A 26,165-nucleotide genomic window follows, 5' to 3' on the forward strand; every position below is an offset into this window, starting at 1 on the left:
CGCCGGAAAAGCGTTGACAGACCACCCTCGCACGAGTGATCCTCCTCCGATGACCACCCCCGAGGTTCCCCCGCTGTACCGCGACGTCGACTTCAACGGCCCGCTCAACGACGAGCGGGCCGTTCGTCTGATCCGTTCACTGGGTCCCCTGACGGATCGCCACGTGGTGGACGTCGGCTGCGGCTGGGCCGAACTGCTGCTCCGCACACTGGCGACCGAACCCACCGCGACCGGGTTCGGCATCGACCTCAGCGAGGACTACGTCCGGCTCGGCCGGGCCAACGCCAAGGAGCGCGGGCTGGCCGACCGGGTCGAACTGGTGGCCGGGAACGTCGGCGCGTGGCGGGGCGAACCCGCGGACGTCATGCTCAACATCGGCGCCAGCCACGTGTGGGGCGGTGACCCTGTGGTGCACACGGCCAACGCCCTGGCGGCCCTGGCCGACCTGACCAGACCGGGCGGCCGGGCGGCGTTCGCCGAGTGCTTCTGGAAGCGGCCGCCGACCGACGCCGAGATGGCGGCCATGCCGTTCATCCCGCGCGACCAGTACCGTTCCATGCCAGAGCTGGTGGACTTCGCTCTCTCCCACGGCTTCCGGCTGATCGCGCTGGCGGAGACCACCGTGGACGAGTGGGACGAGTTCGAGAACTGGCACTGCCTGGGCTGGGAGGACTGGCTGCGGGAGAATCCCGACTCCCCCGACTTCGACGAGGTCCGCGACCGCGCCGACCGGCACCGCCACGCGCGCGTGCACGCCCAGCGGGAGACGCAAGGGTTCGCCTACCTCACCCTGCTACGGGTCTGAGGCGAGTCGACCGCGCACGACACCGGGATGACGTTCGGCTGCTCCCGGCGTTCGTGCGCCCGACCGGGCGGCGGTGGTGTGGACACTCGGCGCTCACGGTCGGGGCACTGGCACGGCACCCGGGCTTGCCGGGCACGCCGAAGGGGAGGGTTCAGAAGAAGCGCAGGCGCTCTCGCTCCTGGGTCTCGGCGTTCTCGACGTAGACGCGGTCGCCCTCGGCCATGACGGACTCAAGGTAGGCGTACACCTGAAGGGCGCGGTTGATGACGTCGGTCTGGGTGTCACCCGTCGCGGCGACGGCCTCCTCCATCGCCTTCGTGGAGCGCGCGGTGAGGTTGACGGTGACCCGCGCCGGGGATCCGGCGACCCTTCTCCCGGCAGGGCGGCCCCGCCCCTGGGAGGCGTCGGTGAGTTCTGTTCCTGTGCCCTTGGGTGACATGGCGCGACCTCGTTCTCTGGCTTGACTGCGGTGGGCTCGATCCGCGAGGAGCCGCGGGAAACACGAACTCGGAGCGTGCCGGAGACACCGCACGCGGGACGGCGCGGTCGGCACGGGGAAACGACGGGGCTCGCACGGAGGGTCGAACGCCTCGACGCGGAGATCCCTCCGACAGCGGCACGGGCCGGGGCACGTCCATGAGCTGAACCCGGCCATCGGCATCTCCCCCCAGCACTTCCGCGACTTTGGTAAGGCTAGGGAAAGCTTAACAGACTGATATGAGATGCAGTCAAGGCATCATTCGTCATCACATCACATGCACCAAAAGACACCCACATGGTAGGCTACGGAGCGTGGACACTCGGCGCTTCGGCGTCACCAGGTGCCGGCCTGGCCCCCATCGAACCAGGGAGCGGCACCACCCCCCCTGTACGCCAACGGCTGGAGGTTCGTTCATGGGAGATCCCCCGGGGCAGCCCCCGCAGCAGCGGGAGACTCGGGAAGAACCACACGTGAGGGAACTCCGTCTGGACGCCGAGTCCCCGCGCTCGCGAGCGGACGTCGACATCGACCGGACCCCCTTCACCTACGGGATGGAGGCGCGTCTCAGCTCGGAGGGGCTCTCGGCCCGCTTCAAGGGCAAAGCCCGAGCCGGTTCCCCCGCCGAGCGGGCCTCGGCCTCGTTCCTCGCCCTGAGCGGTACCGTCCTTCCCCCGCTCGCGCTCGGCGGCCTGGCCCACGTCGTCGGAGCCCCCGCGGCCGTCACGCTGATCGTGGCCGGGGTCGCGTGGATGCTCGCCACCCTGGTGGCCCTGCGCATTACCGGCCCACGGTAGAGCACGGGTGTCCGGTTCCGGTGTCGACCGGAGCCGGACACCGACGGCCCGCCCCGCCGCTCGGTACGGTCACCCCATGGACACCACGGAACCGACGGCCTTCGATGACCTGGCCGACCAGGCCCGAGCGGCGGGCATCGAACGGTACGCGGCGGGCGCGATCGTCCACCGGGACTCGGGGCGGGAGATCCTGCTGCTGCGCCGCCGCGACGACGACACCTCCTTCCCCGGCGCGGAGAGCCTCCCCTCGGGCGGGGTGGACCCCGGGGAGGCCATCCTGGAAGGCCTCGCGCGGGAACTGCGGGAGGAGATCGGCCGGGCACCCGGCGCGCTGCCCCTCGAACCGTTCGTGACCTGGTTCGACTACGTCTCCCGGCACGGGGTGCGCAAGCGCCAGTTCACCTTCGCGCTCCCCCACGACGGCGCGGAGGCGGTGCTCTCCGAGGAGCACACGGACCTGCGCTGGATACCGGCCGAGGAGTACGCGGACAGCGACCTCACCCCGCAGGTGAAGGCGGCGGTCCGCGCCTGGCTCGACGGCCGGGACGCGGGGTCAGCCCCTCTTTAGCCGGTTCCAGGACGCCCACGGCACGGAGACGCACCGCCCACCTGCGGCATCCGTGGAGCCACGACGACCGCCCTTCCCCCTGAGTGGTGCGCCGGACGGCGGCCCGCGGGGCGCGCGACGTCCTGGACGAGGGGTGCGGCATCAGCTGGCCCACCTGCACCGGATCGCCCAGGGCTCCTGGACGCTGGCAGGAGCCCCCGCGCGGACGCCCCAGGTCGGCCCGGTCACCCTTTCTTGGCCCTTCCTTGGGCACGTCAGCGGCCCGGACCGGGTACCCCCGCCAACGTGCGCCGCCCGCGCACCGGCCGCCGACGAGGGGACAGCATGACCACAGGACCCAACGCCGACACCCTGGTGATCTTCGGAGTGACCGGTGACCTCGCCCGGAAGTACCTCATGCCCGCCCTCTACCACCTGGCGGAACGGGAGGAGCTGCGCACCCGGATCGTGGGGGTGGCCAAGTCCGACTGGGACACAGAGGAGTTGCGGCGGCGGACCCGCGAGGCCGTCACCGAGCACCTCGCCGAGACCGGTTCCGAGGCCTCCACCACCCTGGACGAGTCCGTCATGCGGTCCCTGACCGACCGGATGACGCTGGTCACCGGCGACCTCAACGACCCCCGCACCTACGCGGACCTCGCCGCGACCCTGCCCGACGGTTCCCACACCGCCCACTACCTGGCGGTGCCACCCGCGCTGTTCACCACGGTGGCCCGCGCCCTGGCGGACGCCGGGCTCAACCGTGACGCCCGCCTGGTGGTGGAGAAGCCCTTCGGCCACGACCTCGCATCGGCCCGCGAACTCCACCGCGCGCTCCTGGAGTGCTTCCCCTCGGAGAGCCTCTACCTCGTCGACCACTTCCTGGGCGAGGAACCCGTCCGGGGGCTGCCGGTGACCCGGTTCGGCAACACCCTGCTGGAGCCCGTGTGGAACCGGACGTTCGTGGACAACGTGCAGATCACCATGGCCGAGGACTTCGGGGTGGACGACCGGGGGTCGTTCTATGACGCCGCAGGGGCGGTTCGGGACGTGTTCCAGAACCACCTGCTCCAGCTGTTCGCGCTGCTCACGATGGACGCGCCGGTCTCCACCGACCCCTCGGCGGTCAAGGACGAGACGCTGCGCCTGCTGCGCGCCGTGCGCACCATCGAACCGGCCGACGCGATCCGGGGCCGCTACGACGGCTACCTCAGCACGGAGGGGGTCGGCCCCGGCTCCACCACGGAGACCTTCTTCGCGCTGCGCATGTGGGTGGACAACCGCCGCTGGGCGGGCGTGCCCTTCTACGTTCGCTCGGGCAAGCACATGCCGCTCACCTCATGGGAGGTGGTGGCCGAGCTGAAGCGCCCCGCCGCCGACCTCTACCCGGGGCCCGCCAACCTGGTCCGGTTCCAGCTGGAGCCATGGTCCGGGGTGACCTTCGAGATGCTGCTCAACGAACCCGGCGCGGAGAGCGACTCGGCGGCGCGCCTCGTGCTCGCGGCCGACGTGGAACGCCAACTGGGCCGGGGGCACGAGGCCTACGACCACGTGCTGCACGGCGCCGTGGTGGGCAGCCCGGAGCAGTTCGTGCGCTTCGACGTGGTCGAGGAGTCGTGGCGGATCGTCGACCCGCTGATGGACTCGGCGACGGAGCCCGAACCCTATTTTCCGGGCTCCTACGGACCGGAGTCGGCGCAGGTGCTCCCGGGACCGCAGGGCTGGCACCAACTGGCCGACGCGATCCGTCCGCACGGGCCCGCCCAGGGTTGACCCCCGGGGTCCCGGAAAGAGCGAAACCGGGCGGTCCCCATGGGGACCGCCCGGTCGTCGCGGGCGAGGTCGCGTATCCGGACCTCAGGCGCCTACGGGCTCACGCCCGGTGTCACGGACCTGCTAGAAGTCCATGCCGCCCATGCCACCGGTCGGGTCGCCGGCGGGAGCCGAGGCCTTCTCCGGCTTGTCGGCGATGACGGCCTCGGTGGTCAGGAACAGACCAGCGATGGACGACGCGTTCTGCAGAGCGGAACGGGTGACCTTGGTCGGGTCGATGACGCCGTCCTTGAACAGGTCGGTGTACTCGCCGGTGGCGGCGTTGAGGCCGAAACCGGGCTCCAGGTGCTTGACCTTGTCCGCCACGACGCCGCCTTCGAGGCCGGCGTTGACCGCGATCATCTTGAGCGGCTCGGCGATGGCGCGACGCACGATGTCGGCGCCGATGGCCTCGTCACCCTCGAGGTCCAGCTTCTCGAACGCGGGGACGCTGGCCTGCAGCAGCGCGACGCCACCGCCGGGCAGGATGCCCTCTTCGACCGCGGCCTTGGCGTTGCGGACGGCGTCCTCGATGCGGTGCTTGCGCTCCTTGAGCTCCACCTCGGTGGCGGCACCGGCCTTGATGACGGCCACGCCGCCGGCCAGACGCGCGAGGCGCTCCTGGAGCTTCTCGCGGTCGTAGTCGGAGTCGGTGCGCTCGATCTCGTTGCGGATCTCGTTCACGCGACCGGCGATGGCGGTGGCGTCACCGGCACCGTCGACGATGGTGGTCTCGTCCTTGGTGACGACGACCTTGCGGGCGCGGCCCAGCAGGTCGAGCTCGGTGTTCTCGAGCTTGAGGCCGACCTCCTCGGTGATGACCTGGCCGCCGGTCAGCACGGCGATGTCGCCGAGCTGGGCCTTGCGGCGGTCACCGAAGCCCGGAGCCTTGACGGCGACGGACTTGAAGGTGCCGCGGATCTTGTTGACCACGAGGGTCTGCAGGGCGCCGTCGGCGACGTCCTCGGCGATGACCATCAGCGGACGGCCGGACTGGAGGACCTTCTCGACAACGGGCAGGAACTCGTTGTTGTTGGAGATCTTCGAGTTGACGATGAGGATGTAGGGGTCCTCGAGGACCGTCTCCATGCGCTCAAGGTCGGTGGCGAAGTAGGGCGAGATGTAGCCCTTGTCGAAGCGCATGCCCTCGGCGAGCTCAAGCTCGAGCCCGAAGGTCTGCCCCTCCTCGACGGTGATGACGCCTTCCTTGCCGACCTTGTCCATCGCCTCGGCGATGGTCTCACCGATCTGGGTGTCACCAGCGGAGATGGAGGCGGTGGAGGCGATCTGCTCCTTGGTCTCGACGTCCTTCGAGAGGTTGCCGAGCTCCTCGTTGATGCGGGCCACGGCGGCCTCGATGCCGCGCTTGAGGCCGATCGGGTTGGCGCCAGCGGCGACGTTGCGCAGACCCTCGCGGACGAGAGCCTGGGCCAGGACGGTGGCGGTGGTCGTACCGTCACCGGCGACGTCGTCCGTCTTCTTGGCGACCTCCTTGACCAGCTCGGCCCCGATCTTCTCCCAGGGGTCCTCGAGCTCGATCTCCTTGGCGATGGAGACACCGTCGTTGGTGATAGTGGGGGCGCCCCACTTCTTCTCCAGGACGACGTTGCGACCCTTCGGGCCGAGCGTGACCTTCACGGCGTCAGCGAGCTGGTTCATGCCGCGCTCGAGGCCGCGACGGGCCTCCTCGTCGAACGCGATCAGTTTGGCTGCCATTGAGTTCTTGTCCTCCCGTGACCGGGCTGATACGCGATGGGACGAGGCGTGCGCCCGCGACGGACGACCGCGTTCGCACCGGCAACCCTGCTGCCGGAGGACCACGATCTCGCAGCCTCGATCCGGTTAGCACTCGGTATAGGTGAGTGCTAACCACTCCCTTTTTTAGCACTCGGCCATGGAGAGTGCAAACGATGTGGTCACGATTTCCCCAGCTTCGGAAACAGCCCTGAACAGCGCGGACTTCCCTCCACAGGGCGGTTTGAGCGCTCGGCGAACAACGGACGAACCCCTGGTGGAACCGGGTGGCCAGGTCCTGCCCGCCCGGTGACCAGGGGCCCGCCGGTTCAGCCAGACTGACCACGGCATCATGCTGGCCGACGACGTGCCCGTCGCTCCCGGCTCCTACGCCCTGCTGGACGGCAAGGTCGTCCACGTAGACGCCCCCCAACGGAAGGAAGACCCCATGCGAGACGACCAGGCAGTGCTCTACGACCCGAGCACCTCCGACGAAGTGATCCGAGAGGTCCTGGACGAGACCGCGGCCCGTGCGGCGGGCGCGTACATGCGCGCGGCCCGTGCCGCCACCAGCCCGGCGGCCGCACGGGAGTACAAAGCCTCGATGAGGGAGGTCTGGAGGCTCAAGAGCGACTTCTCCCTCAGCCGGGAGCAGATGGTGGAGCACATTCTGCGCACGCAGGAGGACCTGTCCCGCTTGGAGAAGGGGTAGTTGGTGGTCGGCCCCAACCCTGACGAGGTGCGATCCGAAGAGCTGCGGATGATCTTCGACGAGGACATCACGGGCCTGGTCTTCGGGGACGTGGACGCTTACCCGACCGAGGAGAGACCGGTCTTCTTGCAGCCGGGTGCACAGCTCGCAGCGGAGGAGGTGCGGTCGGTGACCTCGCCCTCAGCCACGAACTCGCGGAGTCTTCCCTGTTCGGAGAGCTTGCGGAGCGCGTGGTAGAGGGAGCCCCATTTGACGTTGGCCCACTCCTCGGCGCCCCAGTCCATCAGTTCGCGGCCCGCCCGGTAACCGTGTGCCTGCCCGTGGACGCGCACCACACCCAGCACCAACAACCGCGTCGCCGACATCGCCACCCTCGTCCCCTGGAGAAACCTCCTCCCAGGTTACGAGGGTCCGGGCACGCGGCGGGGCGGGCACCGACCGGTGCCCGCCCTGTGGTTCGCCCACTGCCCGTGCGGTCAGCAGCCCCCGGCGACGGCGGGGATGATCGAGATCTGCTGGCCGTCCCGGACCTCGGTCTGCAGGCCCTTCTCGAAGCGGACGTCCTCGTCGCCGACGTAGACGTTGACGAAGCGGCGGACCTTGCCGCCGTCGTCGAGCACGCGGGCGAGGATGCCCGGGTGGTTGGCCTCCAGGTGGTCCAGGACCTCGGCCAGGGTGCCGCCCTCGGCGGTCACCTCGGACGCGTCGTTGGTGTAGGTGCGCAGGATGGTGGGCACGCGGACGCTGACGCTCATGGTGTTCGTACTCCTGGGACGTGGGTGCTGCGCGGGGTGGTGGACGTGGGGGCGAGTCCGGGTCAGGCCAGGCCCTCGGCCTTGAAGGCCTCCAGGGACGGCTTGATCGTGGCGGTGACGCCCGAGTCGACGGCGTTGAGGGTCTTGAGCCCATCGCCGGTGTTGACGATGACCGTCTCCGCCTCGGGGTCGAGCCTGCCCTCGCGGACCAGCTTGCGGAGGACACCGGTGGTCACACCGCCCGCCGTCTCCGCGAAGATCCCCTCCGTGCGGGCCAGCAGCTTGATGGCGTCGACGATCTCGTCGTCACCCACGTGTTCGATCGCCCCGCCGGTGCGGTTGGCGATGTCCAGCACGTACGGGCCGTCCGCGGGGTTGCCGATCGCCAGCGACTTCGCGATGGTGTCCGGCTTGACCGGCTGGATGACGTCGTGCCCGTCGGCCCAGGCGCGGGCGACCGGCGAGCAGCCCGTGGCCTGCGCGCCGAACACCTTGTAGGGGCGGTCCTCGACGAGGCCGACCCTGATCAGTTCCTGGAAGCCCTTGTCGATCTTGGTGAGCTGCGATCCGGAGGCGATCGGAATGACGATCTGCTCGGGCAGGCGCCAGCCGAGCTGCTCGGCGATCTCGTAGGCCAGCGTCTTGGAGCCCTCGGCGTAGTACGGCCGCAGGTTGACGTTGGTGAAGCCCCAGCTCTCGCCCGCCTCGTCGCCGATGAGCTCGGAGCAGAAGCGGTTGACGTCGTCGTAGTTGCCGTCGATGGCCACGACCTTCCCGCCGTAGACGGCGGCCATCACGACCTTGCCCTCCTCCAGACCGGCCGGGATGAACACGCACGAGTCGAATCCGGCACGCGCGGCGGCGGCGCCCACGGCACCGGCGAGGTTGCCGGTGGAGGAGCAGGAGAGGGTGGTGAACCCGAAGGTGCGGGCGGCCTCGACTGCGATCGCGACCACGCGGTCCTTGAAGGAGTGCGTGGGGTTGGCGGAGTCGTCCTTGACGTGCAGGGAGCGCAGGCCGAGTTCGGCGGCGAGGCGGTCGGCCCGGACGAGGGGGGTGAGGCCGGGGTTCATGTTGGGCAGGTCGGCCACGTTGTCGGGGACCGGGAGGAGGGAGCGGTAGCGCCAGATGTTCTTGGGGCCGCTCTCGATCTGCTCGCGGGTGACGGGCCCGAAGTCGTAGGCGATCTCCAGGGGGCCGAAACAGAACTGGCAGGCGAAGCTCGGCGAGAGTTCGTAGCGCTCACCGCACTCCCGACAGGACAGCGCGGTCCCGGGACCGAAGGCGCGAACGGAGGTGGGTTCAGCGGCGGCAATCGCCATGGCGAGGCGTCTCCCCTCATCTTCCCTGGTGGCCACCTTGACCCCAGGCCGGAGTTGGCACCTGCCTCGACGGGTCGCGTTGATCGCGGTTCCACATGTCGAGATGGTTGCCGGGGCTTCGCAGGGCCGGTCCCTCCACCCCTCTGGATGAGCAATATGAAGTTGTGGCGGTTCTTCTCCGAGAACGCACCGTCACTGTAACTGAGGTGCTGACCGATTTTCCACGCCGGGTGATCCGGATTACACAAAGCGGCTCGAATGCTGAGACGACACCGTCCACGTGCGGCGCGACCCGAGTACGGAACCGGCTCCCCTGTGACGGTGTCCACCGTTGCCCGCGAGGGGGTTTGGGGCGACTGTCCCTAGGCGAGACCTAGGAGGAGTGCGTGATCCCCAGAGCATCCTTCGTCGAGAGGACGACCACGTGGACAAGGCTCAGATCCTCATAGCCTCCAACAGGGGCCCGGTCTCCTTCTCCACCGCCGACGACGGCTCGCTTGAGCACCGTCGGGGCGGCGGAGGACTGGTCTCGGGGATGATCTCCGTGGCCACCGAGATCGACGGACTGTGGGTGTGCGCGGCCCTGTCGGACGCCGACCGCCGCGCCGCCACCGAGGCGCCGGGGGCCCGCCTGGACCTCGCGCACGACCTCGACGGCATGCGAGTCCACATGTTGGACATCCCTGAGACGACCTTCTCGGGCGCCTACACCGGGGTGGCCAACTCGACCCTGTGGTTCGTGCAGCACATGCTGTACGACACCCCGAACAAGCCCTCCTTCGGCTCGGAGTTCCGCAGCCAGTGGGAGGACTACGCCGCCTACAACAACGCCTTCGCGGAGGCGCTGGTCAGCGGTGCCGCCGAGAACGCGCGCGTGGCCGTGCAGGACTACCACCTGGCGCTGGTGCCGCGCATCCTGCGCGCCCGCCGACCGGACCTGCGGATCGCCCACTTCTCGCACACTCCGTGGGCCCCGCCCGAGTACTTCCGGATGCTGCCCACCCAGGTGGCCCGGGAGCTGCTGGAGGGGATGCTCGGCGCCGACAGGCTGGGGTTCCTGAGCCCGCGCTGGGCCGACGCGTTCCTGCGCTGCTGCGCCGAGATCCTGCGCGCCGACGTCGACCTCGAACGGCGCACCGTGGAGCACGGGGGCCGGATCGTCGAGGTGGGCGTGCACGCCCTGGGCGCGGACGAGGAGGGGCTGCGGGAGAGCGCGTCGGAGCCCGCCGTGGCGGACCGCAGGCGGACGCTGGGTGAGGCCGTGGGCGACACCCGGCTGGTCGTCCGGGTGGACCGCACGGAGCTGTCCAAGAACATCGTGCGTGGTCTGGAGGCGTACCGGGAGCTGCTGACGGCGCACCCGGAGTGGCGGGGCCGGGTCACCCACCTGGCCTTCGCCTACCCGAGCAGGGGCGACGTGCCGGAGTACCGGGAGTACACGGACTCCGTGCTGCGGATCGCGAAGGAGATCAACGAGGAGTTCTCCACACCCGAGTGGACGCCGCTGGTGCTGGAGGTCAACGACGACTACCCGCGGTCGCTGGCCTCGTTCCAGATGGCCGACGTGCTGCTGGTGAACCCGATCCGGGACGGTATGAACCTGGTCGCGAAGGAGGGCCCGGTGCTCTCGGAGCGGGACTCGGTGCTGGTGCTCTCGCGTGAGGCGGGGGCGGCGGACGAGCTGGGCGGGGACGCCCTGCTGGTCAACCCCTACGACACCGTGGAGACCGCCGAGGCGCTGCACCGGGCGCTGTCGATGCCCGAGGGGGAGCGCAAGGAGCGCCGGGGACGGCTGGCCGAGGCCGCCGTGGCACTGCCGCCGCGCCGCTGGTTCCAGGACCAGCTGCGTTCCCTGGACGGCTGACGGGGTTCGACGTGGGCCGCTCGGCCGCGGCGGGGGCCGGGTGCCGGGCGTCGGGACGCGTCGGCCAAGGACGCCAAGACGCAGGACGCCAGGAACAACGCGAGGGCGTGTCCCGTGCTGGACACGCCCTTCGGCGGGGTCGCGTTCCGGTCCACGACCGGCTGGCTCTCGGTCGGACTCCGGTCATCCGGTAAGTCACCGGGCGCCCGACCGGTATCCGGTCAGTGAGTCCGGGAGGTGGCCGCCTTCCAGGCCTCGGCCTCGGCGAGGAGTTCGGTGACGATGCCGGACTTGGCGTCGGCGTAGTCCTGGATGCGCTTCCAGGTGCGCTCGGAGAGTTCGCGCTTGACCGCGGTGTAGCGTTCCCGGGCCCCGGCGTCCGCGATGAGGTAGTCGCGGAAGAGCCGCATGCGGTCGATCTCCTCGCACCCCTGGCCGAACACGTGGAGGTTGAGGTTGACGCTGGGGCCCTTGAGGACCCGGTGTTCGTACCAGTCGGGTTCGGCGATGACCAGGGTGTATCCCACCTTCTCCAGGTCGTTCAGGTAGGCGGACTCATCGGCGGGGTCGGCGACCGCCATGACCAGGTCCACGCAGGGTTTGGCGGCAAGGCCGGGCACCGAGGTCGAGCCGACATGGTCCAGGGACAGCACGCGGTCCCCGAGCGCGCCCCGGATACGGGATTCCTCCTGGCGGAACAGGTAGGGCCACTTGGGGTCGGGTTCGGAGAGGCGCACGCGACCGTTCACCAGGTTGCGTGCCATGGGGTCGGAGGCGACCCGCCTGTCTCCTCGTGAGGGCAGAGAGGGCGTTTCGAGAGGCGACATTCCACAAAGCCTTGCCGTCCGGCGTACCCGCGTCAAGGCTTTCGACGTGCCTTACATATGCACGCGCATACGTGACACTACCGACCGTCGGATCGGCATGACCGAACGCGACGGTCAGGCCTTGGAGCGCCCCTCGGGGGTGGAGACCACCAGGACGAGCGAGCCCTCCCACTCGGGGAGTTCGCGCAGGTGGCCGTGGCGCGCGTCCCACGTGCCGTCGCGGAGGTCGCGGGAGAGGTGCTCGTGGAAGCGGGTGTGCGCGGCCTCGTCGACGAAGCTCCACGCCGAACAGGCCTGCCGGGCCCCGGGGTCGAGCAGCACCTCGGGGCGCGCGTAGTAGGCCTCGTTGAAGCCGTCCGAGCAGTCGAGCGGGATGGGCACCCGGGTGACGGTGGTCGTGCCGCCCAGCCCCTCGGCCAGAACCGACGGCTCCGGGTAGCGGCGCGCCTCGGTGTCCAGGACCTCCGGGCAGTAGTCGTACAGCCAGAAGTCGCGTACCAGGGCGGGGTCGCAGGTCAGCACCACGACGGGGCCCGTGGTCACTCGCCGGACCTCCGCCAGGCCCCTGCCGAGGTCGGACCACTGGTGGACGCTGAAGGTGGTCATGGCGGCGTCGAAGGAGTCGTCGGGGAACGGCAGCGACTCGGCGGTGCCGTCGACCGCCGCGGGCAGGTGCCCGGGGCGCCGGGCCCGCATGCTGGCCGAGGGCTCCACGGGGGTGACGTCGCGGTCGGCGGGTTCGTAGGACCCGGCCCCGGCACCGACGTTGAGCACCGTCCGGGCGTCTCCCAGGGCGGTGTGGAGGAGTTCGGCGATCCTCGGTTCCGGTTGCCGGTGGTCCGTGTACGTGCGGGCGATGACCCCGTAGTCCGCGTCGCCCGCGCTGCCGTCCCGCATCCGAACCATGCTGTCTCCCACCGTCGAGGTGTCGCCGAGCCGAGCTAAGTGTGGTGCCGCAAGGACCCTAACCAACGAAAAGCCGTGGCGTCACGGGCTTTTCGCCCGATCCGCCACGGCTCGCCCCGCCAGGGGGCGTGTGACCTCAGCCGACTCGACGCCGCGCCTACTTCTTGCGGCGGCGGCCGCCCTTGCGCCGGGAGGGGCGCTCCTCGGCCCGGGCCTGCTCGGCCCGCTCTGCGGCGAGCCGCTGGTCCTCCTCCTGCCGCTCGGCCGCCACCCCGTAGGGGTCCTTGCTGGTCCGGCGCACCCACAGCACCAGCACGATCACGATCAGCGCCAGCACCACGCCGACCAGCGCGAACCACATCCACACCGGAACGGTCGGGGAGTCGTCCTGCACCAGGTTGTCGTCGACGAGCGGCATGTCCTGGGCGTTCCCTGAGGCCTGCGCGACGGCCGAGGGCAGGTACAGGGACGCCAGCCCCTGCCCGCCCTGCTGGGAGCCCTGCACCAGGGCCTCACGGAGCTTCTCGGCGCCCAGCTGCGGGTACTCGGAGGTCAGCAACGCGGCCGCACCCGCGGCCACCGCGGCGGCGTACGGGGGGCCGGTCACGTCGGTCTGACCCATGTCCGGGCCGGCCGTGGACAGCTCGGCGCCGGGCGCGAGGAGGTCGATCGACTCGGACGGGGGCGAGTCGGGCAGGAGCACGCCCTCCTCGTCCACACCGCCCACCGCCAGGACGTTCGGGTCCGCCTCGCCGCCCGCCGGGGCGACGACCAGTGTCCCGCTCCGCGCGGCCGACGCGGTCGCCGTCTGGAGGTCCTCGTCCTGTTCGACCTCGTCCTGGAGCAGGACGACCTGGGCCCCCTGCTCCACGGCGTAGCCGATGACGTCCGCGGGGCCGTCGTCGGTGGGCAGGACCAGCAGCCTCGCGGCCGGGGCCACGCCCAGCACCCCGCCGTCCGCGTCCATGCCGTGGCCGTGTCCGACGACCAGCGCGCCCGCCGCCGTGCCGGGATCGGTGTCGTTGCCGTTCGTCCCGAACTCGGTGTCGACCACCAGGTTGTCCCGGAGGTCGGGGTGGTCCTCGTCCACGGAGACCCCCGGAAGGGCCACGGTCACGCCCTGACCCTGGCTGGTCTCCCAGGCCTCCTGGGCTCCGATGGAGGTCAGGGCCCACTGCTCCGGGCGGAAGTCGGGTACGTCGGCGGCGGCTGGAACCGCCGTCAGTCCCAGTACGGTGAGCGCCGCGCAGGCGCCCGCCGTGGCGCCCAACACGTGGCGCTGGTGTGTCCTGCTACGGCTGTTGCCCCCGAGCACGTCAGGCTCCCTCGAACGTTGCGGTCGGTGCTGCGCCGGGCCCTCCCCGGACCCTCGCGATTCTGTCATGCGCACAGGATCCAGGCTTGGACAAGTGACCCGGGGGGTAGGACACGTAACTGTATCCCTGGTGCCAGTCCTGGGTTTCGCGCTCCTCATCCGGCATGGCGAGTCGCTAGCATGAGTCGCGCCGATCCGGACAAACCAATGACCCGTCCAGGGGGTGTCCCATGCCGAACATCGGTCCGTCCGACGACGGTCAGTCGGCCCTCGCCGAGCGCGAACAGCGCATCCTCGCCTTCGAACGCCAGTGGTGGAAGTTCGAGGGATCCAAGGAACAGGCGATCCGTGACGAGTTCGGGTTCTCCGCGACCCGCTACTACCAACTGCTCAACGGTCTGGTCGAGCGCCCCGAGGCGCTCGCCTTCGACCCCATGACCGTCAAGCGCCTGCGCCGCCTGCGCGCCGACCGCAGACGTCAGCGCAACGCCCGCCAGTTGGGCATCCACCTGTAGGGCGACCGAGCGGGCCACGGGCTCCGGAGAACCCGCGGAGCAGGCCACCGACCCAGGCAGCGCACCCGCCTGGGAACTCCACAGTGCCCCCGACAGCGACAAGGTCCCCGTATGCCCCCGTCCACAGCAGACGACCGTCCCGTGCCCACCACCGACGCCGGTCGCAGCGCGCTCGACGCACTGGTCTCGGACCCCGACCGGGCGCTGGTCGCCTTCGACTTCGACGGCACCCTGGCGCCCATCGTCGCCGATCCGCGTGACTCCGCTCCCCAACCGGGGATCGTGGCCGCGCTGGCCGATCTGGCGTCCCTGGTGGGCACCGTCGCGGTCATCACCGGCCGCCCCGCAGACACCGTCGTGCGGCTCGGCGGCCTGGAGCGGGTCCCCGGGATCGTCGTGCTCGGCCACTACGGCGCCGAACGGTGGACGGACGGCCGCGTGGTGGCCGCCGACCCGCCGCCCGGAGTGGCGCTGGTCAGGGAGGAGCTCCCGGCCCTCATCGACTCCTCCGGCGCGCCGGAGGGCACGTGGGTCGAGGACAAGGGCCGATCCCTGGCCGTGCACACACGCCGGGCCGCCGAGCCCGAACGGGCCCTGGAACTGCTGGCCGGTCCCCTGACCGAGCTGGCCGAGCGGGCCGAACTCCAGGTGGAGCCCGGTCGGCTGGTGATCGAGCTCCGTCCACAGGGTGTGGACAAGGGCGCCGCCCTCACCTCCCTCGTGGCGGAGAGAGCGGCCCGGAGCGTGCTCTTCGCCGGTGACGACCTCGGCGACCTGCCCGCCTTCTCCGCCGTGGCGGCCCTGCGCGGACACGGGATCCCCGGGCTCACCGTGTGCTCCTCCTCCGACGAGGTGACCGAGGTCGCCGACGCCGCCGACCTGGTCGTCCCCGGACCGGCCGGGCTGACCACCCTGCTCGGCCAGCTCACGGCGACGATTCGTGGGCTTGCGGGGTGAGCGCCGAACGCGCGGCCGAGCGCAGGTCCACCAGACCGGTCCGGTCGCGCCCGTAGTGCACGGCGTTGGTGAGCACACCCACGTAGCGCCCGCTCTCGGGGTGCAGGAACAGGCTCGTGCCGGTGAACCCGTTGTGGTAGACCACGCCCTCCGGGGTGACCAGCCAGGCCAGCCCCCTCGACAGCCGGGCCCCCGCGTCCACGTGTGGTGACCAGCTCTCCCGGATGAACGACGACGGGATGATCCCACTCCCGCCGTCGTGCAGGCGCAGCATCTCCCGGGCGAAGGAACCGAGGTCGATGGCGTTGCTGAACACACCGGCGTGCCCGGACACTCCGCCCATCAGCGCGGCCGCCTCGTCGTGCACCACGCCCCAGGAGGGCGCCGCGCCGACGAGGCGCCGCTCGGTCGGCGCCACACTGGGCGACCTCGCCAGCGGCCCGTAGGTGGTGGAGCGCAGGCCGAGATCGGTCCACAGGTCGTCGGCCAGCCGGTCCAGGGTGCCGCCGTACAGGCGCTCCAGGAGCAGGCCGAGCAGGATGAACCCGCGGTCGATGTACTGGTAGCCGGGTTCCTCCAGCGGGTCCGACAGGATCGCCTCGGCGAGGTCCTGGTCGGTGCCCACGTACCGCTCCATCCAGGACACCGGGTTGAGGCGGCTGGTGTGCGTGAGGATCTGCCGGGTGGTCACCCAGGCCCCGGGGAGGTCCTCACCGGGAAAGTATTCGGACATCGGGGCGTTGATGTCCAAAACCCCCTCGGCGATCGCCCGTCCCACGAGCGGCCAGGTGGCCATCACCTTCGTCAGGCTCGCGACGTCGTAGGAGACGTCGGGAGCGGTGTCGTGCTCTCCGTCGGTCCGGCCCACGGCCACGAACTCCCACATTCCGCCGGTGCCGACCACGGCGGCCCCGCCTGGCAACCAGTCCGCGTCCACCATCACCTTCAGGACGCCACGTATCCGCGCCCCAGTCTCCGTGAGCCAGTCACCATCACGCACAACACGCCTCCCCCCGAGCGGTCTCCCCCACTTCTCGGCGGATACCCCGTTCACTCCGGCTTGTCACACCCGTGCCGTCTCCGAACAGTACGAAACCCTCGCAGGTCATGGCCGTAACCACACCGCTGTGGCGTGGCGTTGCCCAGGGCCGTACGAAGGGGTGCGCGGAGGGGTGTGCACTGGGGTGAGCACGGGGGGTGGGCTCGGGACTGAGCAGGGGGTGAACAGAGGGTGAGCACGGGCTCCTGAGCACCACTCCGGCCTCGGACTCCGCGGGTGGGGAGAAGTAGGCTGGCGCCCACGAAGTTCCGAGGAGGACGATGAGCAGCAAGACCCCCGTTCCCGCCGGTTTCGTCGGTGTGGCCGGCAACATCGGGATCAAGGACCCGCAGGACGACTTCTTCACAGTGGTCTCCCAGGTCCCCACGGCGGTCTCCGCCGTGTTCACCCAGTCGCGGTTCGCCGGGCCCAGCGTCCAGCTCAGCCGTGAGGCGGCCGCCGACGGCCGGGCCCGAGGCGTCACCGTGATCGCCCGCAACGCCAACGTGGCGACCGGCCAGATCGGGACGGCCGACGCTCGCGAGGTCCAGGAGGGCGTGGCCCGCGCCGCCGGGGTCGACCCCGACCAAATCCTGATCGCCTCCACCGGGGTCATCGGCCGCCCCTACCCCATGGACAGGGTCCGCTCCTACCTGGAGGACCTCCCTGCCGAGTTCCCCCCGGCAGACCTGGACCGCTCCGCGGCGGCCATGATGACCACCGACACCCACCCCAAGGTCGCCACCGCCAAGGTCGGCGACGCGACCCTGACCGGGATCGCCAAGGGCGTCGGCATGATCGAACCCAACATGGCGACCATGCTGACCTGGTTCTTCACCGACGCCGAACTGGAGCAGCCCGTCCTTGACGCGGTGTTCCGGCGGGTGGTGGACCGGACCTTCAACGCCCTGAGCATCGACACGGACACCTCCACCAGCGACTCCGCCGCGATCTTCGCCAACGGGCTGGCCGGTCCGGTGGACGTCGCCGAGTTCGAGGACGCCCTGTACGAGGTCGCGCTGAGCCTGGTGCGGATGATCGCCTCCGACGGTGAGGGCGCGGGCAAGCTCATCGAGGTGCGGATCACCGGTGCGCGCGACGACGCCCAGGCGAAGCGGATCGGCAAGGCCGTGGTGAACTCACCCCTGGTCAAGACGGCCGTGCACGGTGCCGACCCGAACTGGGGTCGGGTCGCGATGGCCGTGGGCAAGTGCTCGGACGAGACCGACGTGTTCCCCGAGAACGTGCGGATCGTGTTCGGGGACGTGGAGACCTTCCCGACCGAGGCCACGGAGGAGACGCTGGAGCGCGCCGCCCAGCACATGAAGGGCGACGAGGTGGTGATCACCGTCGACCTGGGCATCGCCGAGGGCGCCTTCACTGTCTACGGCTGCGACCTGACCGAGGGCTACATCCGGATCAACGCCGACTACACGACCTGAGCCACGACGACTCGGGAACGTGTGAAGGCCCTGGTGGGAGCACCGCCAGGGCCTTCACACGTTCCATGGGCCTGATCCGATCAGATGTGCACGGCGGGGCCGTCCGTCATCCGGCCCGCCTTCATGAAGAGGGAGAGTCCGGCCGCCACCAGCATCACCACGGCGGCGATCCCGAAGGCCAGCTGGAGCCCGTCCAGGAAGGCGAGGTTGCTCGCCTGGGTGATCGCGGCGGCGGTGGCGGCGTCCGCGCCCTCGGGCAGGACCGCCCCGCCCTGCGCGACGGTGCTCTGCATGGCGGAGAGGTCGTCGGCGGAGGGTTCGGCCAGACCGGCGACGGCGTAGTGCCCGGGCAGCCTGGAGACGATGGTCGCGGACATCACCGCGCCCAGGACCGCCGTTCCCAGCGATCCCCCGAGCTGCATGGCGGCCTGTTGGAGCGCGGCGGCTACCCCCGCGTAGCGCACCGGGGCGTTGCCGATGATCGCGGCGGTCGCGCCGGTCATCACCAGGCTCAGGCCCACGCCCAGCAGCACGAAGGCGATCGAGACGTACGGAACGCCGGTGTCGGCCTCCAGCCGGGAGAGCAGGAACATGCCCGCCGAGGCGGAGAGCAGCCCGGCCGTGGTGGGCGGGCGTGCACCGACCCGGTCCAGGAGGCGACCGGCGATGGGTGAGGTGATCGCCATCATCGCGGTCATGGAGATGAGCTGGAGCCCGGTCTGGGCGGGGCTCAGGCCGCGCACGCCCTGAAGGTAGAAGGTGATGAAGAACAGCGAGCCCATCAGGCCCAGCGCCATCGCCACGGTCAGGACCACGCCGATCGACAGCGAGGGGTGCGCGAAGAGGGCGAGCGGGACGAGCGGCTGTTCGGGGCGGCGTTCCCAGACGAGGAAGGCGGCACCGAAGAGCACGGCCACACCCAGGGAGGCCAGGGTGACCGGGTGCGCCCAACCGATGCTGGGCGCCTCGACCAGCGCCCAGACCAGCGCGAAGATCGTGACGCTCACCAGGACGATGCCGGGCACGTCCATGCGGGACCCGGCGTCGGTGGCGCGGTTGGCGGCCAGCAGCCACAGGCCCAGACCCAGGGCGAGGGCGCCGACCGGGACGTTGATGTAGAACACGGCCTCCCAGCTGAGAGCGCTGACGAGGAGTCCGCCGAGGATCGGTCCGCCAGCCGTGGCCGCGCCGATCAGGCTGCCGAACACGCCGAAGGCGCGGCCGAGCTTGGAGGGAGGGAAGCTGGCGCGCAGGAGTCCCATCGCGGAGGGCAGCAGCAGGGCGCCGAAAATCCCCTGGACGATCCGGAAGGCGATGAGCATGATGACACCGGACGACAGCGCGATCGCCACCGAGGACAACACGAACCCGACCACGCCGACGAGGTAGGTGTTCCGGTAGCCGAAGCGGTCACCGATCTTGCCCGCCGTGATGAGGAAGACCGCGAGTCCGAGCAGGTAGCCGTGGGTGACCCACTGGAGCTCGGCCAGGGAGGCGCCGAGGCTGGCGCCGATCGCGGGGTTGGCCACGGCCACGATGGTGCCGTCGAGGGCGACCATCATGACGCCGAAGGCGATCGCGACCAGGGTGGCCCAGGGGCTCTCGGTGAAGCGGGGGCGGGGATTGGTCTCGGTCGCGGCCTGAGGGTGCTGCTGATCTCTCGGATCCCGTGGACTCTGCTCGGCCTGGGTGGTCATGTGTGCCCCGTGTCTTCTCTGGCTTCCCGTACCAGGCGACATTATGTCAGCGGCTGACATTTGACAATCGCTGACTTTTGTCAGTGACTGACGTCACTTCTGCTCGCGTGTATCCTCCAGGGACAGGAAGAAGGCGTCACCCCGGGAGTGGAGGCACGTCCATGAGCACGACGAGCCCCGAGAACGTCGGACTGCGCGAGCGCAAGAAGGCCGAACTGCGCAACACCCTCATCGAGTCCGGCCTGCGCCTCTTCCACGAGAAGGGGTACGAGGCGACCACCACCGAGGAGATCGCCTCGTGCGCGGGGGTCTCCCAGCGGACGTTCTTCCGGTACTTCGCCTCCAAGGAGAACGTGGTCCTGGAGGCGATCGAGGAGGTCGACGAGCTCCTCTGCGCGTTCGTGCGCGACCGTCCCGCCGACGAACCGCCCTTCCGTGCGCTGCGCAACGCGATGCGCGACCACTGGGAGGTCCTGGAGCGCGAGGAGCTGCATCTCCAGGGCAGTGCGGCCAACTTCATCTCACGGAGCCCCGAGCTCATCGAGGTGAACATGCGCTACTGCGCCCGCCGCCAGTCCCGGCTCGCCCGCGTCATCGCCGAACGCGCCGGAGTGGACCCGACCGACCACCGGCCCGCCCTGGTGGCGGCGGTGTTCTACGCCACGCTCAACAACGGATTCCAGGCCTGGGCGGACTCGGGGTGCGGAGACAAGACCGACGGGCTGCTGGAGGCCTTTCTGGAACAGCTCGACCTGGTCCCCGACGCTGTCTGTGGGACCTGGAGCAGGGTTGATGACGCCTGAGGAGGTCGTCCCCATCCTGCGCGTGGCCGACGCCTCCGTGGCCGTGCGCTGGTACGGAAGGCTCGGGTTCGCTCAGGAGTGGGAGCACCGCTTCGAGCCGGGGTTCCCGGCCTTCGTGGAGATCGTTCGGGGGACGATCCGGCTGTTCCTGTCGGAGCACACGGGTGATGCTCGCCCCGACACCCTGGTGTACCTGCGGGTGAGGGATGTGGACGCGATCGCGGCCGAGTTCGGGACCACCGTGGAGGAGGCACCCTGGGCGCGCGAGATCGAACTCCGCGACCCCGATGGGAATCGTCTGCGCGTGGGCACCCCGAAGGACTGAGGCCGCTCGCGCGCCCTCCGACGCGCGAACGGCTGGGATCAGGTGGTGGGCGGTCCGGGGTCCGGCTTCCCCACGCCGAGGTGACGGTGGGCGAGCAGCCTCAGCAGCTCCGTTCGCGTGGGTGCGGTGATCCGCTCGAAGGGGTCGCCCTCGCCCGTCCAGCCGAGGGGTCGACGCGCCACGTACTTCTCGTGCGGTGGCTTCCCCTCGATGGTCATCGCCCAGTGCCGGTAGAGCAGATCACAGAGGACGTGCTCCGGGACGGGCAGCTCGCCGCCGGATGAGTCTTCACGCGGGACCCGTCGCTCAGCCCGGGGACCGGCCGTGAGGTTGGGGTGGTCGGTAATGGCCTGGTCGATCGTCTGGGTTGCCAGCTCGGCGTCGTCTTCCTCCTGAGCTATGCGCAGGGCCTCGTGGATCAGTGGGAGCCGGTTGCGCAGGGTGTGCGCGTGCCACTCGGCCAGCTCCTGAGGGGTGAGGCGGGTTGGAGGGAGCAGGGCGTCCCCGACAGCGGCGAGAAGGTCCCCGGTGTAGGTGTCCAGCATCAGAGGGACACCCCCAGTCGGCGTAGCCCGGCCAGGACGGCGTGGAGGACGTCCAGGGGTGCGGTGTCCAACGGCCGTCGGGGCGAGGGGATGAGCGGCGGGCGGAGGAACGCGGCGTAGCCCCGCACGCGCCCAGCCCTGCGCGGGCGGCGGGGGCGGTGCGAGAGGTCTCCGGCAGCGCCATTGATTCGCGGGGCGAGGCAGGGGATAAGGTCGGGCATGTCAGCGCTCCTAGTCAGCGTTGGCCGTGCCCCGGGAGCCCTCCTACCGGCTCGCCGGGGTCTGGACTCCCTGACCCTAGGTCTCCGAACGCGAGGGAGGGGGTAGCGTCGCTACCCCCTCGACAAGGGGTACAAGTCGTACCCCTGGACCCGTGCCACTCAGGCGACCCGTACTCCGAGCGAGCGAGCGAGCGAGCGTACGTCGTCGCGAATCATGCCGTTCCTCGACTCACTGAGCCTGATCACGGCTGAGCGCGCGAACCGGTTGTACCTCGCGGTCTCGGGGGACTCCTCGTAGGCCTTGTTGAGCAGGTGGACGACCGCGATGTCCTCGTTCTGGAGATCGTGCGCACGAGCCGACTCGATCAGGTGGAAGCTCCTCCGGGTGGCAGAGGGCATCGACGCGAGGTCGATCCTGGCCGCCGCCCGAACGGCGGACCCGCCCTGGAGAAGGTCGGCGTTCATGGTGACGGCGTACGCGTCGACCATCCCACGGCCGAAGATCAGATAGGGGTGCGCGTACTGATCCCCGAGCCGCCGGGCCGCTTCGTCAGCTCGGTCCCAGTAGCGCCACGCGTCCCCGGACTTGCCGACTTTGGCGTGTGACAGAGCGGCTCCGAGTTGGAGCAGACCCCACCGAGCAAGATCCTCGGGACCCTGGGCGGGCTTGACCAAACGTGCCGCGCTCATGGCGAGGTCGACCCGGGCTTCATGCCGCTCGCCGGCGTCGCGGAACACATGGTTCATGTACCAGGCAGCCACTGCGATGGCGTGCGGGTCGTCCGCGTCCTGGGCCGCCGCCATCGCCCGGTCCCCGGTAAGGGTCACCAGTTCCTGCGCGGGTTGGAAGCTCACGTAGAGCTGCGCGAGGTGGTACACCTGCGCCAGGGCGGTGAGGGCCCGGCGCCGCTCATTCCCCTCGACCTGGCGCACGGTGCGTTGGATGTCGGCCAGCAGGTCCGGAATCACTGCGGCCACCCCACTGCGGTGGTTCCGGTTGCCGTGCCACAGCTGCCATCCATGCCGCACCCGGTCGGCCACCTGACGAGAGGTCAGAGGTTCCTTGTCCGAGGAGGTCAGGTGATAGGTGGTCAACGCGGTGCGGATCGCGGGCAGCTTCTCGTGAGCGTCACGTGTGACAGTGGTGGCCGACAACCGTTGTTCTCCAGTGAGGTCCGCGAGATCCTTCACTTGAAGCACCTCCGCGATCCGCAGCAGTAGCGGTAGCCGGGGCACCTGCAGACGGCCGGTTTCAATCGCTTTGACCCATTCGGCCGAGCGGCCGACGAGCCCGCCCAGGACCGCACGGGTCAGGCCTTTCCGTGTGCGGTGGTGCCGTAGGCGTTTTCCGAAATCGGGCACTTCCGTCGGGGTACAATTGTTGGGCATGGCCCCTCCCCTTCCTGATCAGGTCGCACTGTCAGGCTACGGGGCGGGGCCTTTGCCATGAAAGGAATCCACGGAACTCCGCTCCCACCAATGAGGAATCCCGTTCCCAGGAAGATCAGAGTCAGGCGACCTCGGGATGGGCGGCCTCACCTGTGGGTAGCTCTCTCAGAGAGCGCTGCGGTCCAGCGTCAGCTGCCCTGCACGGGATCGTCGAAGCATCCTGAAAGGCATCCGTGAACCCCATTCTCAACCCTGGTGTACTCGGCTTCCGTACCTCCAGCTACAGCGACCGAAGCAACTGTGTCGAGGTCGCTGACCTTCCCCATGGCACTGCCGTTCGTGACACCCAGAACCGCGAGGCCGGACACCTCCTCTTCCCCGGCCAGGAATGGCCAGCCCTCCTCACCGGGGTGCGCGCCGGGAGCTAGGAACACAAAAAGGCCCCGGGAAAACCCAGGGCCTCTTCGGTGGCTACAGCGGTTCAGGAGTCCGGACGCCGCATTCCTGAACCCTGTCGCGATCAGAGGTCGGTGACCTCCGCGTGAGCGGCCTTCCTGACGGCCTCCCGCCCCTGCGCCGGAGTCTCGGCGTTGAGGGCGAGGTTGGCCAGCGCGCGGCACTCCTCCTCGGTGTGCCGCGCCAGCGCGTAGCGCACGGCGGGCAGCGCCGGGGGCGCGGCGGACAGGCTGGTCACGCCCAGCCCCACCAGAACCACCGCGAGCAGCGGGTCGGCGGCGGCCTCGCCACACACCCCCACGGAACGCTCCGCCCTCTTCCCTGCCGCCCCCACCTGGCCGATCAGGCTCAGGAGCGCGGGCTGCCAGGGGTCCAGCAGGTCAGGCAGCGAACCCAGGGTGCGGTCGGCCGCCATCGTGTACTGGGCCAGGTCGTTCGTGCCGATGGACACGAAGTCCACCCGGGACAGCAGCCGGTCCGCCAGAAGAGCCGCGGCGGGCACCTCCACCATCACGCCGACCTCGGTGATCCCCGCTTCACGGGCGAGGTTCGCGAACTCCTCGGTCTCGGCGGGCGTGGACACCATCGGCGCCATCACCCGGACCCGGGTGTGCTCGCAGGCCTTCGTCGCGGCCGCGATGGCCGTGAGCTGGTCGGAGAGCAGGTTCGGGTGCACCCGGGTGGTGCGGAAGCCACGCACGCCCAGCGCCGGGTTGTCCTCCTCGCCGGTGTCGGCGAAGGCCAGCGGCTTGTCCGAGCCAGCGTCCAGGGTCCGCACGGTGACGGTGCGGCCCTCGAAGGCGCGGAACAGCTTGGTGTAGGACTCGGTCTGCTCGGCGACCGTGGGCGGCTCGGCCCTGTCGAGGAACAGGAACTCGGTGCGCAGCAGGCCGATGCCCTCGCTGTCGTGCGCACCGGCCTCGTCCGGGTCGCCCTCGCCCGCGTTGAGCAGCAGCGAAACCGGCACACCGTCGGACGTGCGGCCGGGACCGGAGCTCTGCGCCAGCACGGCCCGACGCCGCTCGGCCCGCAGGCGAACCCGCTCGGCCACCTCGGGGTCCGGGTCCACCTCGACGGTTCCCTTGTCCCCGTCCACGGCGACGAGAGTGCCGTCGGTCAGCTCCTCCGCCCCCGGACAGCCCACCACGGCGGGCAGACCCAGGGAACGGGCGAGGATGACGGTGTGGCTGGTGGGACCACCGAGGCGAGTGACGATGGCCTTCACCTGGCTGGTGTCCAGGCGCACGGTGTCGGCGGGCGCGAGGTCCTCGGCCACCAGCACGTGCGGGTGACCGGGGTCGGGCAGCCCGGGCATGGGCAGCCCGAGCAGGACAGAGACCGCACGGTCCCGGATGTCGGCGAGGTCGGCGGCGCGCTCGGCCAGGTAGCCCCCCGCAGCCAGAAGCAGGTCCTGGTAACGGCCACAGGCGTCCCGCACCGCCCACGCGGCGGCCCGGTTCTCGGTGATGCCCTCCTCGACCTGGCGCCGCAGCTCCGGGTCGCGGGCCATGAGCGCCTGCGCGTTGAGCACGGCGGCGGCCTCACCGTCGAGTCCGGCGGCCCGGCCTTCGAGGTCGGTCGCCACGCTCTCCAGGGCGGCGCGGGCCGACTCCTGCTCGGCCCCGACGTCCGTCACCTCGGGCTCGGTCTCCGGGAGTGAGGGTGGTGCCGCCATCCTGGCCACCGGAGCGACGGCCCCACCCGGACCAGCCGCGATGCCTTCCAGTGCCCGGGTGGGGTTCGTCTGCTCCATGTGTGCTCTCCTGAGGGGGTCTGTTTTCGAGTAGCTACCCGGAAACGGTCTGGTGTGCCGGACCGAACCGGGGAAGGGTCAGCGTCAGGGCTGGATGGTGACCTTGACGGCCGTGCCCGAGGCCACGGTCTCGATCGCCTTGTGGACGTCCGACAGCGGCATCCGCTCGGTGATGAGGTCGGCGACCGGGACGGCACCCGAGGAGATCAGTTCGAGGGCCCGCTTGTTGTGCTCGGGGCTGGAGCCGTTGGCACCGAAGATCGAGATCTCCTTGTAGTGCACGACGTTGGCGTCCAGCTGGATGATGGGCGCGTCCTTGGGCAGGCCGCCGAAGAAGCTGATCCGGCCGCTGCGCGACACCATGCGGAGCGCGTCCTCCTGGGCCTTGCCGGAGGCGGCGGCGGTGATGACCACGTCGGCGCCGCGCTCACCCGTGAGGCGCAGGACCTCGGCGACGGCGTCGGTCTCCTCGCCGCAGATCGAGGCGTCCGGCTCCACGATGGCGGCGGACATGTCCAGGCGGCCGCGGTTGAGGTCCACCAGGTACACCTTGGCCGCGCCCTTGGCCCGGGCCAGCCGCACGTGCAGGCAGCCGATCGGACCGGCGCCCATGACCACGACCGTGTCGCCCTCGCCCACACCGGCGATCTCCTGGCCGTTGAGCACGCAGGCCAGCGGCTCGGCCACGGAGGCCTCGGCGAGGTCGATGTTGTCCGGCACGCGGTTGACGCCGTCCACCGCGAGGACGGCCTCGGGGATGATCATGTACTCGGCGAAACCACCGTCGTAGTGGTAGCCCATGGACTCCTGCTTGGAGCAGACGGTGAAGCGGCCGTCGGAGCACTCCACGCACTTCCCACACGGGATGGCCGCGATGACCTGGACCCGGTCGCCCTCGGCCCAGCCGTCGACGCCCTCGCCGACCTCGACGATCCGGCCCGCGATCTCGTGGCCGATGACCCGGGGCGGGCGGATGTGGTGGTGGCCGTGCTTGGAGATCTTCACGTCGGTGCCGCAGGTGGAGCAGTTGGCGACGGCGATCTTGAGCTGCCCCGGTCCGGGGGTGGGCTCGGGTGCCTGCTCCAGACGGATGTCACCTGGGGCGTAGAAGCGGGCGACGAGCATGTTCGGGCCTTTCTGGTGGGGCTT

General features: G+C 70.2%; 26 protein-coding genes, 1 pseudogene and 1 riboswitch. Of the genes and pseudogenes, 12 read left to right on the top strand and 15 right to left on the bottom strand.

All coding sequences use genetic code 11. The annotated features are described in order from the left end of the window. The first annotated feature begins 49 nt into the window (after positions 1–49). The gene (locus tag ADX84_RS07325; RefSeq protein WP_049569496.1) at positions 50–805 is read left to right on the top strand and encodes a cyclopropane-fatty-acyl-phospholipid synthase family protein; all 756 of its coding nucleotides are present in this window, start codon (positions 50–52) and stop codon (positions 803–805) included. 151 nt (positions 806–956) lie between these two features. Here the strand turns inward: ADX84_RS07325 and ADX84_RS07330 are convergent, their stop codons facing one another. Further along, a complete protein-coding gene (locus ADX84_RS07330) occupies positions 957–1,244 on the bottom strand; it encodes a hypothetical protein (protein ID WP_017544075.1) in 288 nt (95 codons plus the stop codon). A gap of 512 nt (positions 1,245–1,756) precedes the next feature. Here ADX84_RS07330 and ADX84_RS07335 point away from each other — a divergent pair. From ADX84_RS07335 to zwf, 3 genes are all read left to right on the top strand, one after another. Further along, positions 1,757–2,080, top strand: coding sequence for a hypothetical protein (locus ADX84_RS07335; RefSeq protein ID WP_199776502.1), 324 nt, complete (start codon positions 1,757–1,759; stop codon positions 2,078–2,080). A 76-nt stretch (positions 2,081–2,156) separates the two neighbouring features. After that, on the top strand, positions 2,157–2,648 hold the full coding sequence (locus tag ADX84_RS07340) for an NUDIX hydrolase (RefSeq protein WP_049569500.1): 492 nt from the start codon (positions 2,157–2,159) through the stop codon (positions 2,646–2,648). A gap of 324 nt (positions 2,649–2,972) precedes the next feature. Then, positions 2,973–4,400: a glucose-6-phosphate dehydrogenase gene (gene zwf / locus ADX84_RS07345; protein WP_049569503.1), complete on the top strand. Its 1,428-nt coding sequence runs from the start codon at positions 2,973–2,975 to the stop codon at positions 4,398–4,400. Positions 4,401–4,523: 123 nt separating this feature from the next. Here the strand turns inward: zwf and groL are convergent, their stop codons facing one another. Then, complete coding sequence (groL, locus tag ADX84_RS07350) at positions 4,524–6,155, bottom strand: chaperonin GroEL (protein WP_049569508.1); 1,632 nt, start codon at positions 6,153–6,155, stop codon at positions 4,524–4,526. A 370-nt stretch (positions 6,156–6,525) separates the two neighbouring features. On the opposite strand from groL, the gene ADX84_RS07355 reads away from it, so the two are divergent. Further along, complete coding sequence (locus ADX84_RS07355; RefSeq protein WP_049569511.1) at positions 6,526–6,885, top strand: hypothetical protein; 360 nt, start codon at positions 6,526–6,528, stop codon at positions 6,883–6,885. 149 nt (positions 6,886–7,034) lie between these two features. On the opposite strand, the pseudogene ADX84_RS07360 reads toward ADX84_RS07355, so the two are convergent. The 3 genes and pseudogenes from ADX84_RS07360 to thrC all read right to left on the bottom strand — a co-directional run. Continuing rightward, positions 7,035–7,250, bottom strand: a pseudogene (locus ADX84_RS07360) (PadR family transcriptional regulator); the annotation flags it as partial. Between the two features lie 111 nt (positions 7,251–7,361). After that, a complete protein-coding gene (locus ADX84_RS07365; protein WP_017544084.1) occupies positions 7,362–7,640 on the bottom strand; it encodes a ubiquitin-like small modifier protein 1 in 279 nt (92 codons plus the stop codon). 62 nt (positions 7,641–7,702) lie between these two features. Beyond that, on the bottom strand, positions 7,703–8,962 hold the full coding sequence (gene thrC / locus ADX84_RS07370; RefSeq protein WP_017544085.1) for a threonine synthase: 1,260 nt from the start codon (positions 8,960–8,962) through the stop codon (positions 7,703–7,705). Between the two features lie 13 nt (positions 8,963–8,975). Further along, positions 8,976–9,116, bottom strand: a riboswitch (SAM riboswitch). Positions 9,117–9,386: 270 nt separating this feature from the next. Here thrC and ADX84_RS07375 point away from each other — a divergent pair. After that, positions 9,387–10,826: a trehalose-6-phosphate synthase gene (locus tag ADX84_RS07375; protein ID WP_049569608.1), complete on the top strand. Its 1,440-nt coding sequence runs from the start codon at positions 9,387–9,389 to the stop codon at positions 10,824–10,826. A 221-nt stretch (positions 10,827–11,047) separates the two neighbouring features. On the opposite strand, the gene ADX84_RS07380 is transcribed toward ADX84_RS07375, so the two are convergent. The 3 genes from ADX84_RS07380 to ADX84_RS07390 all read right to left on the bottom strand — a co-directional run bounded on the left by ADX84_RS07380 (position 11,048) and on the right by ADX84_RS07390 (position 13,874). Beyond that, positions 11,048–11,653, bottom strand: coding sequence for a GrpB family protein (locus ADX84_RS07380; protein WP_049569516.1), 606 nt, complete (start codon positions 11,651–11,653; stop codon positions 11,048–11,050). 114 nt (positions 11,654–11,767) lie between these two features. Continuing rightward, a complete protein-coding gene (locus tag ADX84_RS07385; protein WP_049569519.1) occupies positions 11,768–12,559 on the bottom strand; it encodes a class I SAM-dependent methyltransferase in 792 nt (263 codons plus the stop codon). Positions 12,560–12,716: 157 nt separating this feature from the next. Then, the gene (locus ADX84_RS07390; protein WP_049569522.1) at positions 12,717–13,874 is read right to left on the bottom strand and encodes a S8 family serine peptidase; all 1,158 of its coding nucleotides are present in this window, start codon (positions 13,872–13,874) and stop codon (positions 12,717–12,719) included. Positions 13,875–14,104: 230 nt separating this feature from the next. Here ADX84_RS07390 and ADX84_RS07395 point away from each other — a divergent pair, with 230 nt between their 5' ends. Together ADX84_RS07395 and otsB are read left to right on the top strand one after the other, a co-directional pair. Further along, positions 14,105–14,389 carry a DUF3263 domain-containing protein gene (locus tag ADX84_RS07395; protein WP_017544090.1) on the top strand — a complete coding sequence of 95 codons (285 nt, stop codon included), beginning with the start codon at positions 14,105–14,107 and terminating at the stop codon, positions 14,387–14,389. A 111-nt stretch (positions 14,390–14,500) separates the two neighbouring features. Further along, a complete protein-coding gene (gene otsB, locus ADX84_RS07400; protein WP_049569526.1) occupies positions 14,501–15,346 on the top strand; it encodes a trehalose-phosphatase in 846 nt (281 codons plus the stop codon). Here otsB and ADX84_RS07405 read toward each other — a convergent pair. Then, entirely contained in the window at positions 15,315–16,286 is a 972-nt protein-coding gene (locus ADX84_RS07405) for a serine hydrolase domain-containing protein (RefSeq protein WP_017544092.1), read from the bottom strand. The two genes, otsB and ADX84_RS07405, sit on opposite strands and share 32 nt — an antisense overlap. 380 nt (positions 16,287–16,666) lie before the next feature. On the opposite strand from ADX84_RS07405, the gene argJ reads away from it, so the two are divergent. Continuing rightward, positions 16,667–17,827 (top strand): bifunctional glutamate N-acetyltransferase/amino-acid acetyltransferase ArgJ, encoded by a 1,161-nt coding sequence (argJ, locus tag ADX84_RS07410; RefSeq protein WP_049569536.1) that lies wholly within the window; start codon positions 16,667–16,669, stop codon positions 17,825–17,827. Between the two features lie 80 nt (positions 17,828–17,907). On the opposite strand, the gene ADX84_RS07415 is transcribed toward argJ, so the two are convergent. Next, positions 17,908–19,524 (bottom strand): MFS transporter, encoded by a 1,617-nt coding sequence (locus tag ADX84_RS07415; RefSeq protein WP_049569539.1) that lies wholly within the window; start codon positions 19,522–19,524, stop codon positions 17,908–17,910. A gap of 161 nt (positions 19,525–19,685) precedes the next feature. Here ADX84_RS07415 and ADX84_RS07420 point away from each other — a divergent pair, with 161 nt between their 5' ends. Beyond that, a complete protein-coding gene (locus ADX84_RS07420; RefSeq protein ID WP_049569542.1) occupies positions 19,686–20,327 on the top strand; it encodes a TetR/AcrR family transcriptional regulator in 642 nt (213 codons plus the stop codon). Beyond that, positions 20,317–20,652, top strand: a complete 336-nt coding sequence (locus tag ADX84_RS07425) for a glyoxalase superfamily protein (RefSeq protein ID WP_049569545.1) — start codon at positions 20,317–20,319, stop codon at positions 20,650–20,652. The genes ADX84_RS07420 and ADX84_RS07425 overlap by 11 nt, the downstream gene beginning before the upstream one ends. Positions 20,653–20,690: 38 nt before the next feature. Here the strand turns inward: ADX84_RS07425 and ADX84_RS07430 are convergent, their stop codons facing one another. The 3 genes from ADX84_RS07430 to ADX84_RS07440 all read right to left on the bottom strand — a co-directional run bounded on the left by ADX84_RS07430 (position 20,691) and on the right by ADX84_RS07440 (position 22,807). Further along, entirely contained in the window at positions 20,691–21,197 is a 507-nt protein-coding gene (locus tag ADX84_RS07430; protein WP_049569548.1) for a hypothetical protein, read from the bottom strand. Further along, positions 21,197–21,418 (bottom strand): hypothetical protein, encoded by a 222-nt coding sequence (locus tag ADX84_RS07435; protein WP_049569551.1) that lies wholly within the window; start codon positions 21,416–21,418, stop codon positions 21,197–21,199. The genes ADX84_RS07430 and ADX84_RS07435 overlap by 1 nt, the downstream gene beginning before the upstream one ends. A 159-nt stretch (positions 21,419–21,577) precedes the next feature. After that, positions 21,578–22,807, bottom strand: a complete 1,230-nt coding sequence (locus ADX84_RS07440) for a helix-turn-helix transcriptional regulator (protein ID WP_049569554.1) — start codon at positions 22,805–22,807, stop codon at positions 21,578–21,580. 233 nt (positions 22,808–23,040) lie between these two features. Between ADX84_RS07440 and ADX84_RS25335 the strand changes: the two genes are divergently transcribed. After that, positions 23,041–23,235 (top strand): DUF397 domain-containing protein, encoded by a 195-nt coding sequence (locus tag ADX84_RS25335; RefSeq protein WP_082206336.1) that lies wholly within the window; start codon positions 23,041–23,043, stop codon positions 23,233–23,235. Positions 23,236–23,327: 92 nt separating this feature from the next. Here the strand turns inward: ADX84_RS25335 and ptsP are convergent, their stop codons facing one another. Together ptsP and ADX84_RS07450 are read right to left on the bottom strand one after the other, a co-directional pair. Beyond that, complete coding sequence (gene ptsP, locus ADX84_RS07445) at positions 23,328–25,016, bottom strand: phosphoenolpyruvate--protein phosphotransferase (RefSeq protein ID WP_049569557.1); 1,689 nt, start codon at positions 25,014–25,016, stop codon at positions 23,328–23,330. Positions 25,017–25,100: 84 nt separating this feature from the next. Further along, positions 25,101–26,141: a zinc-dependent dehydrogenase gene (locus tag ADX84_RS07450; protein ID WP_049569560.1), complete on the bottom strand. Its 1,041-nt coding sequence runs from the start codon at positions 26,139–26,141 to the stop codon at positions 25,101–25,103. Positions 26,142–26,165: the final 24 nt, after the last annotated feature.

Source organism: Nocardiopsis sp. SBT366 (assembly GCF_001083815.1).
GTDB classification, from domain to species: Bacteria; Actinomycetota; Actinomycetes; order Streptosporangiales; family Streptosporangiaceae; genus Nocardiopsis; species Nocardiopsis prasina.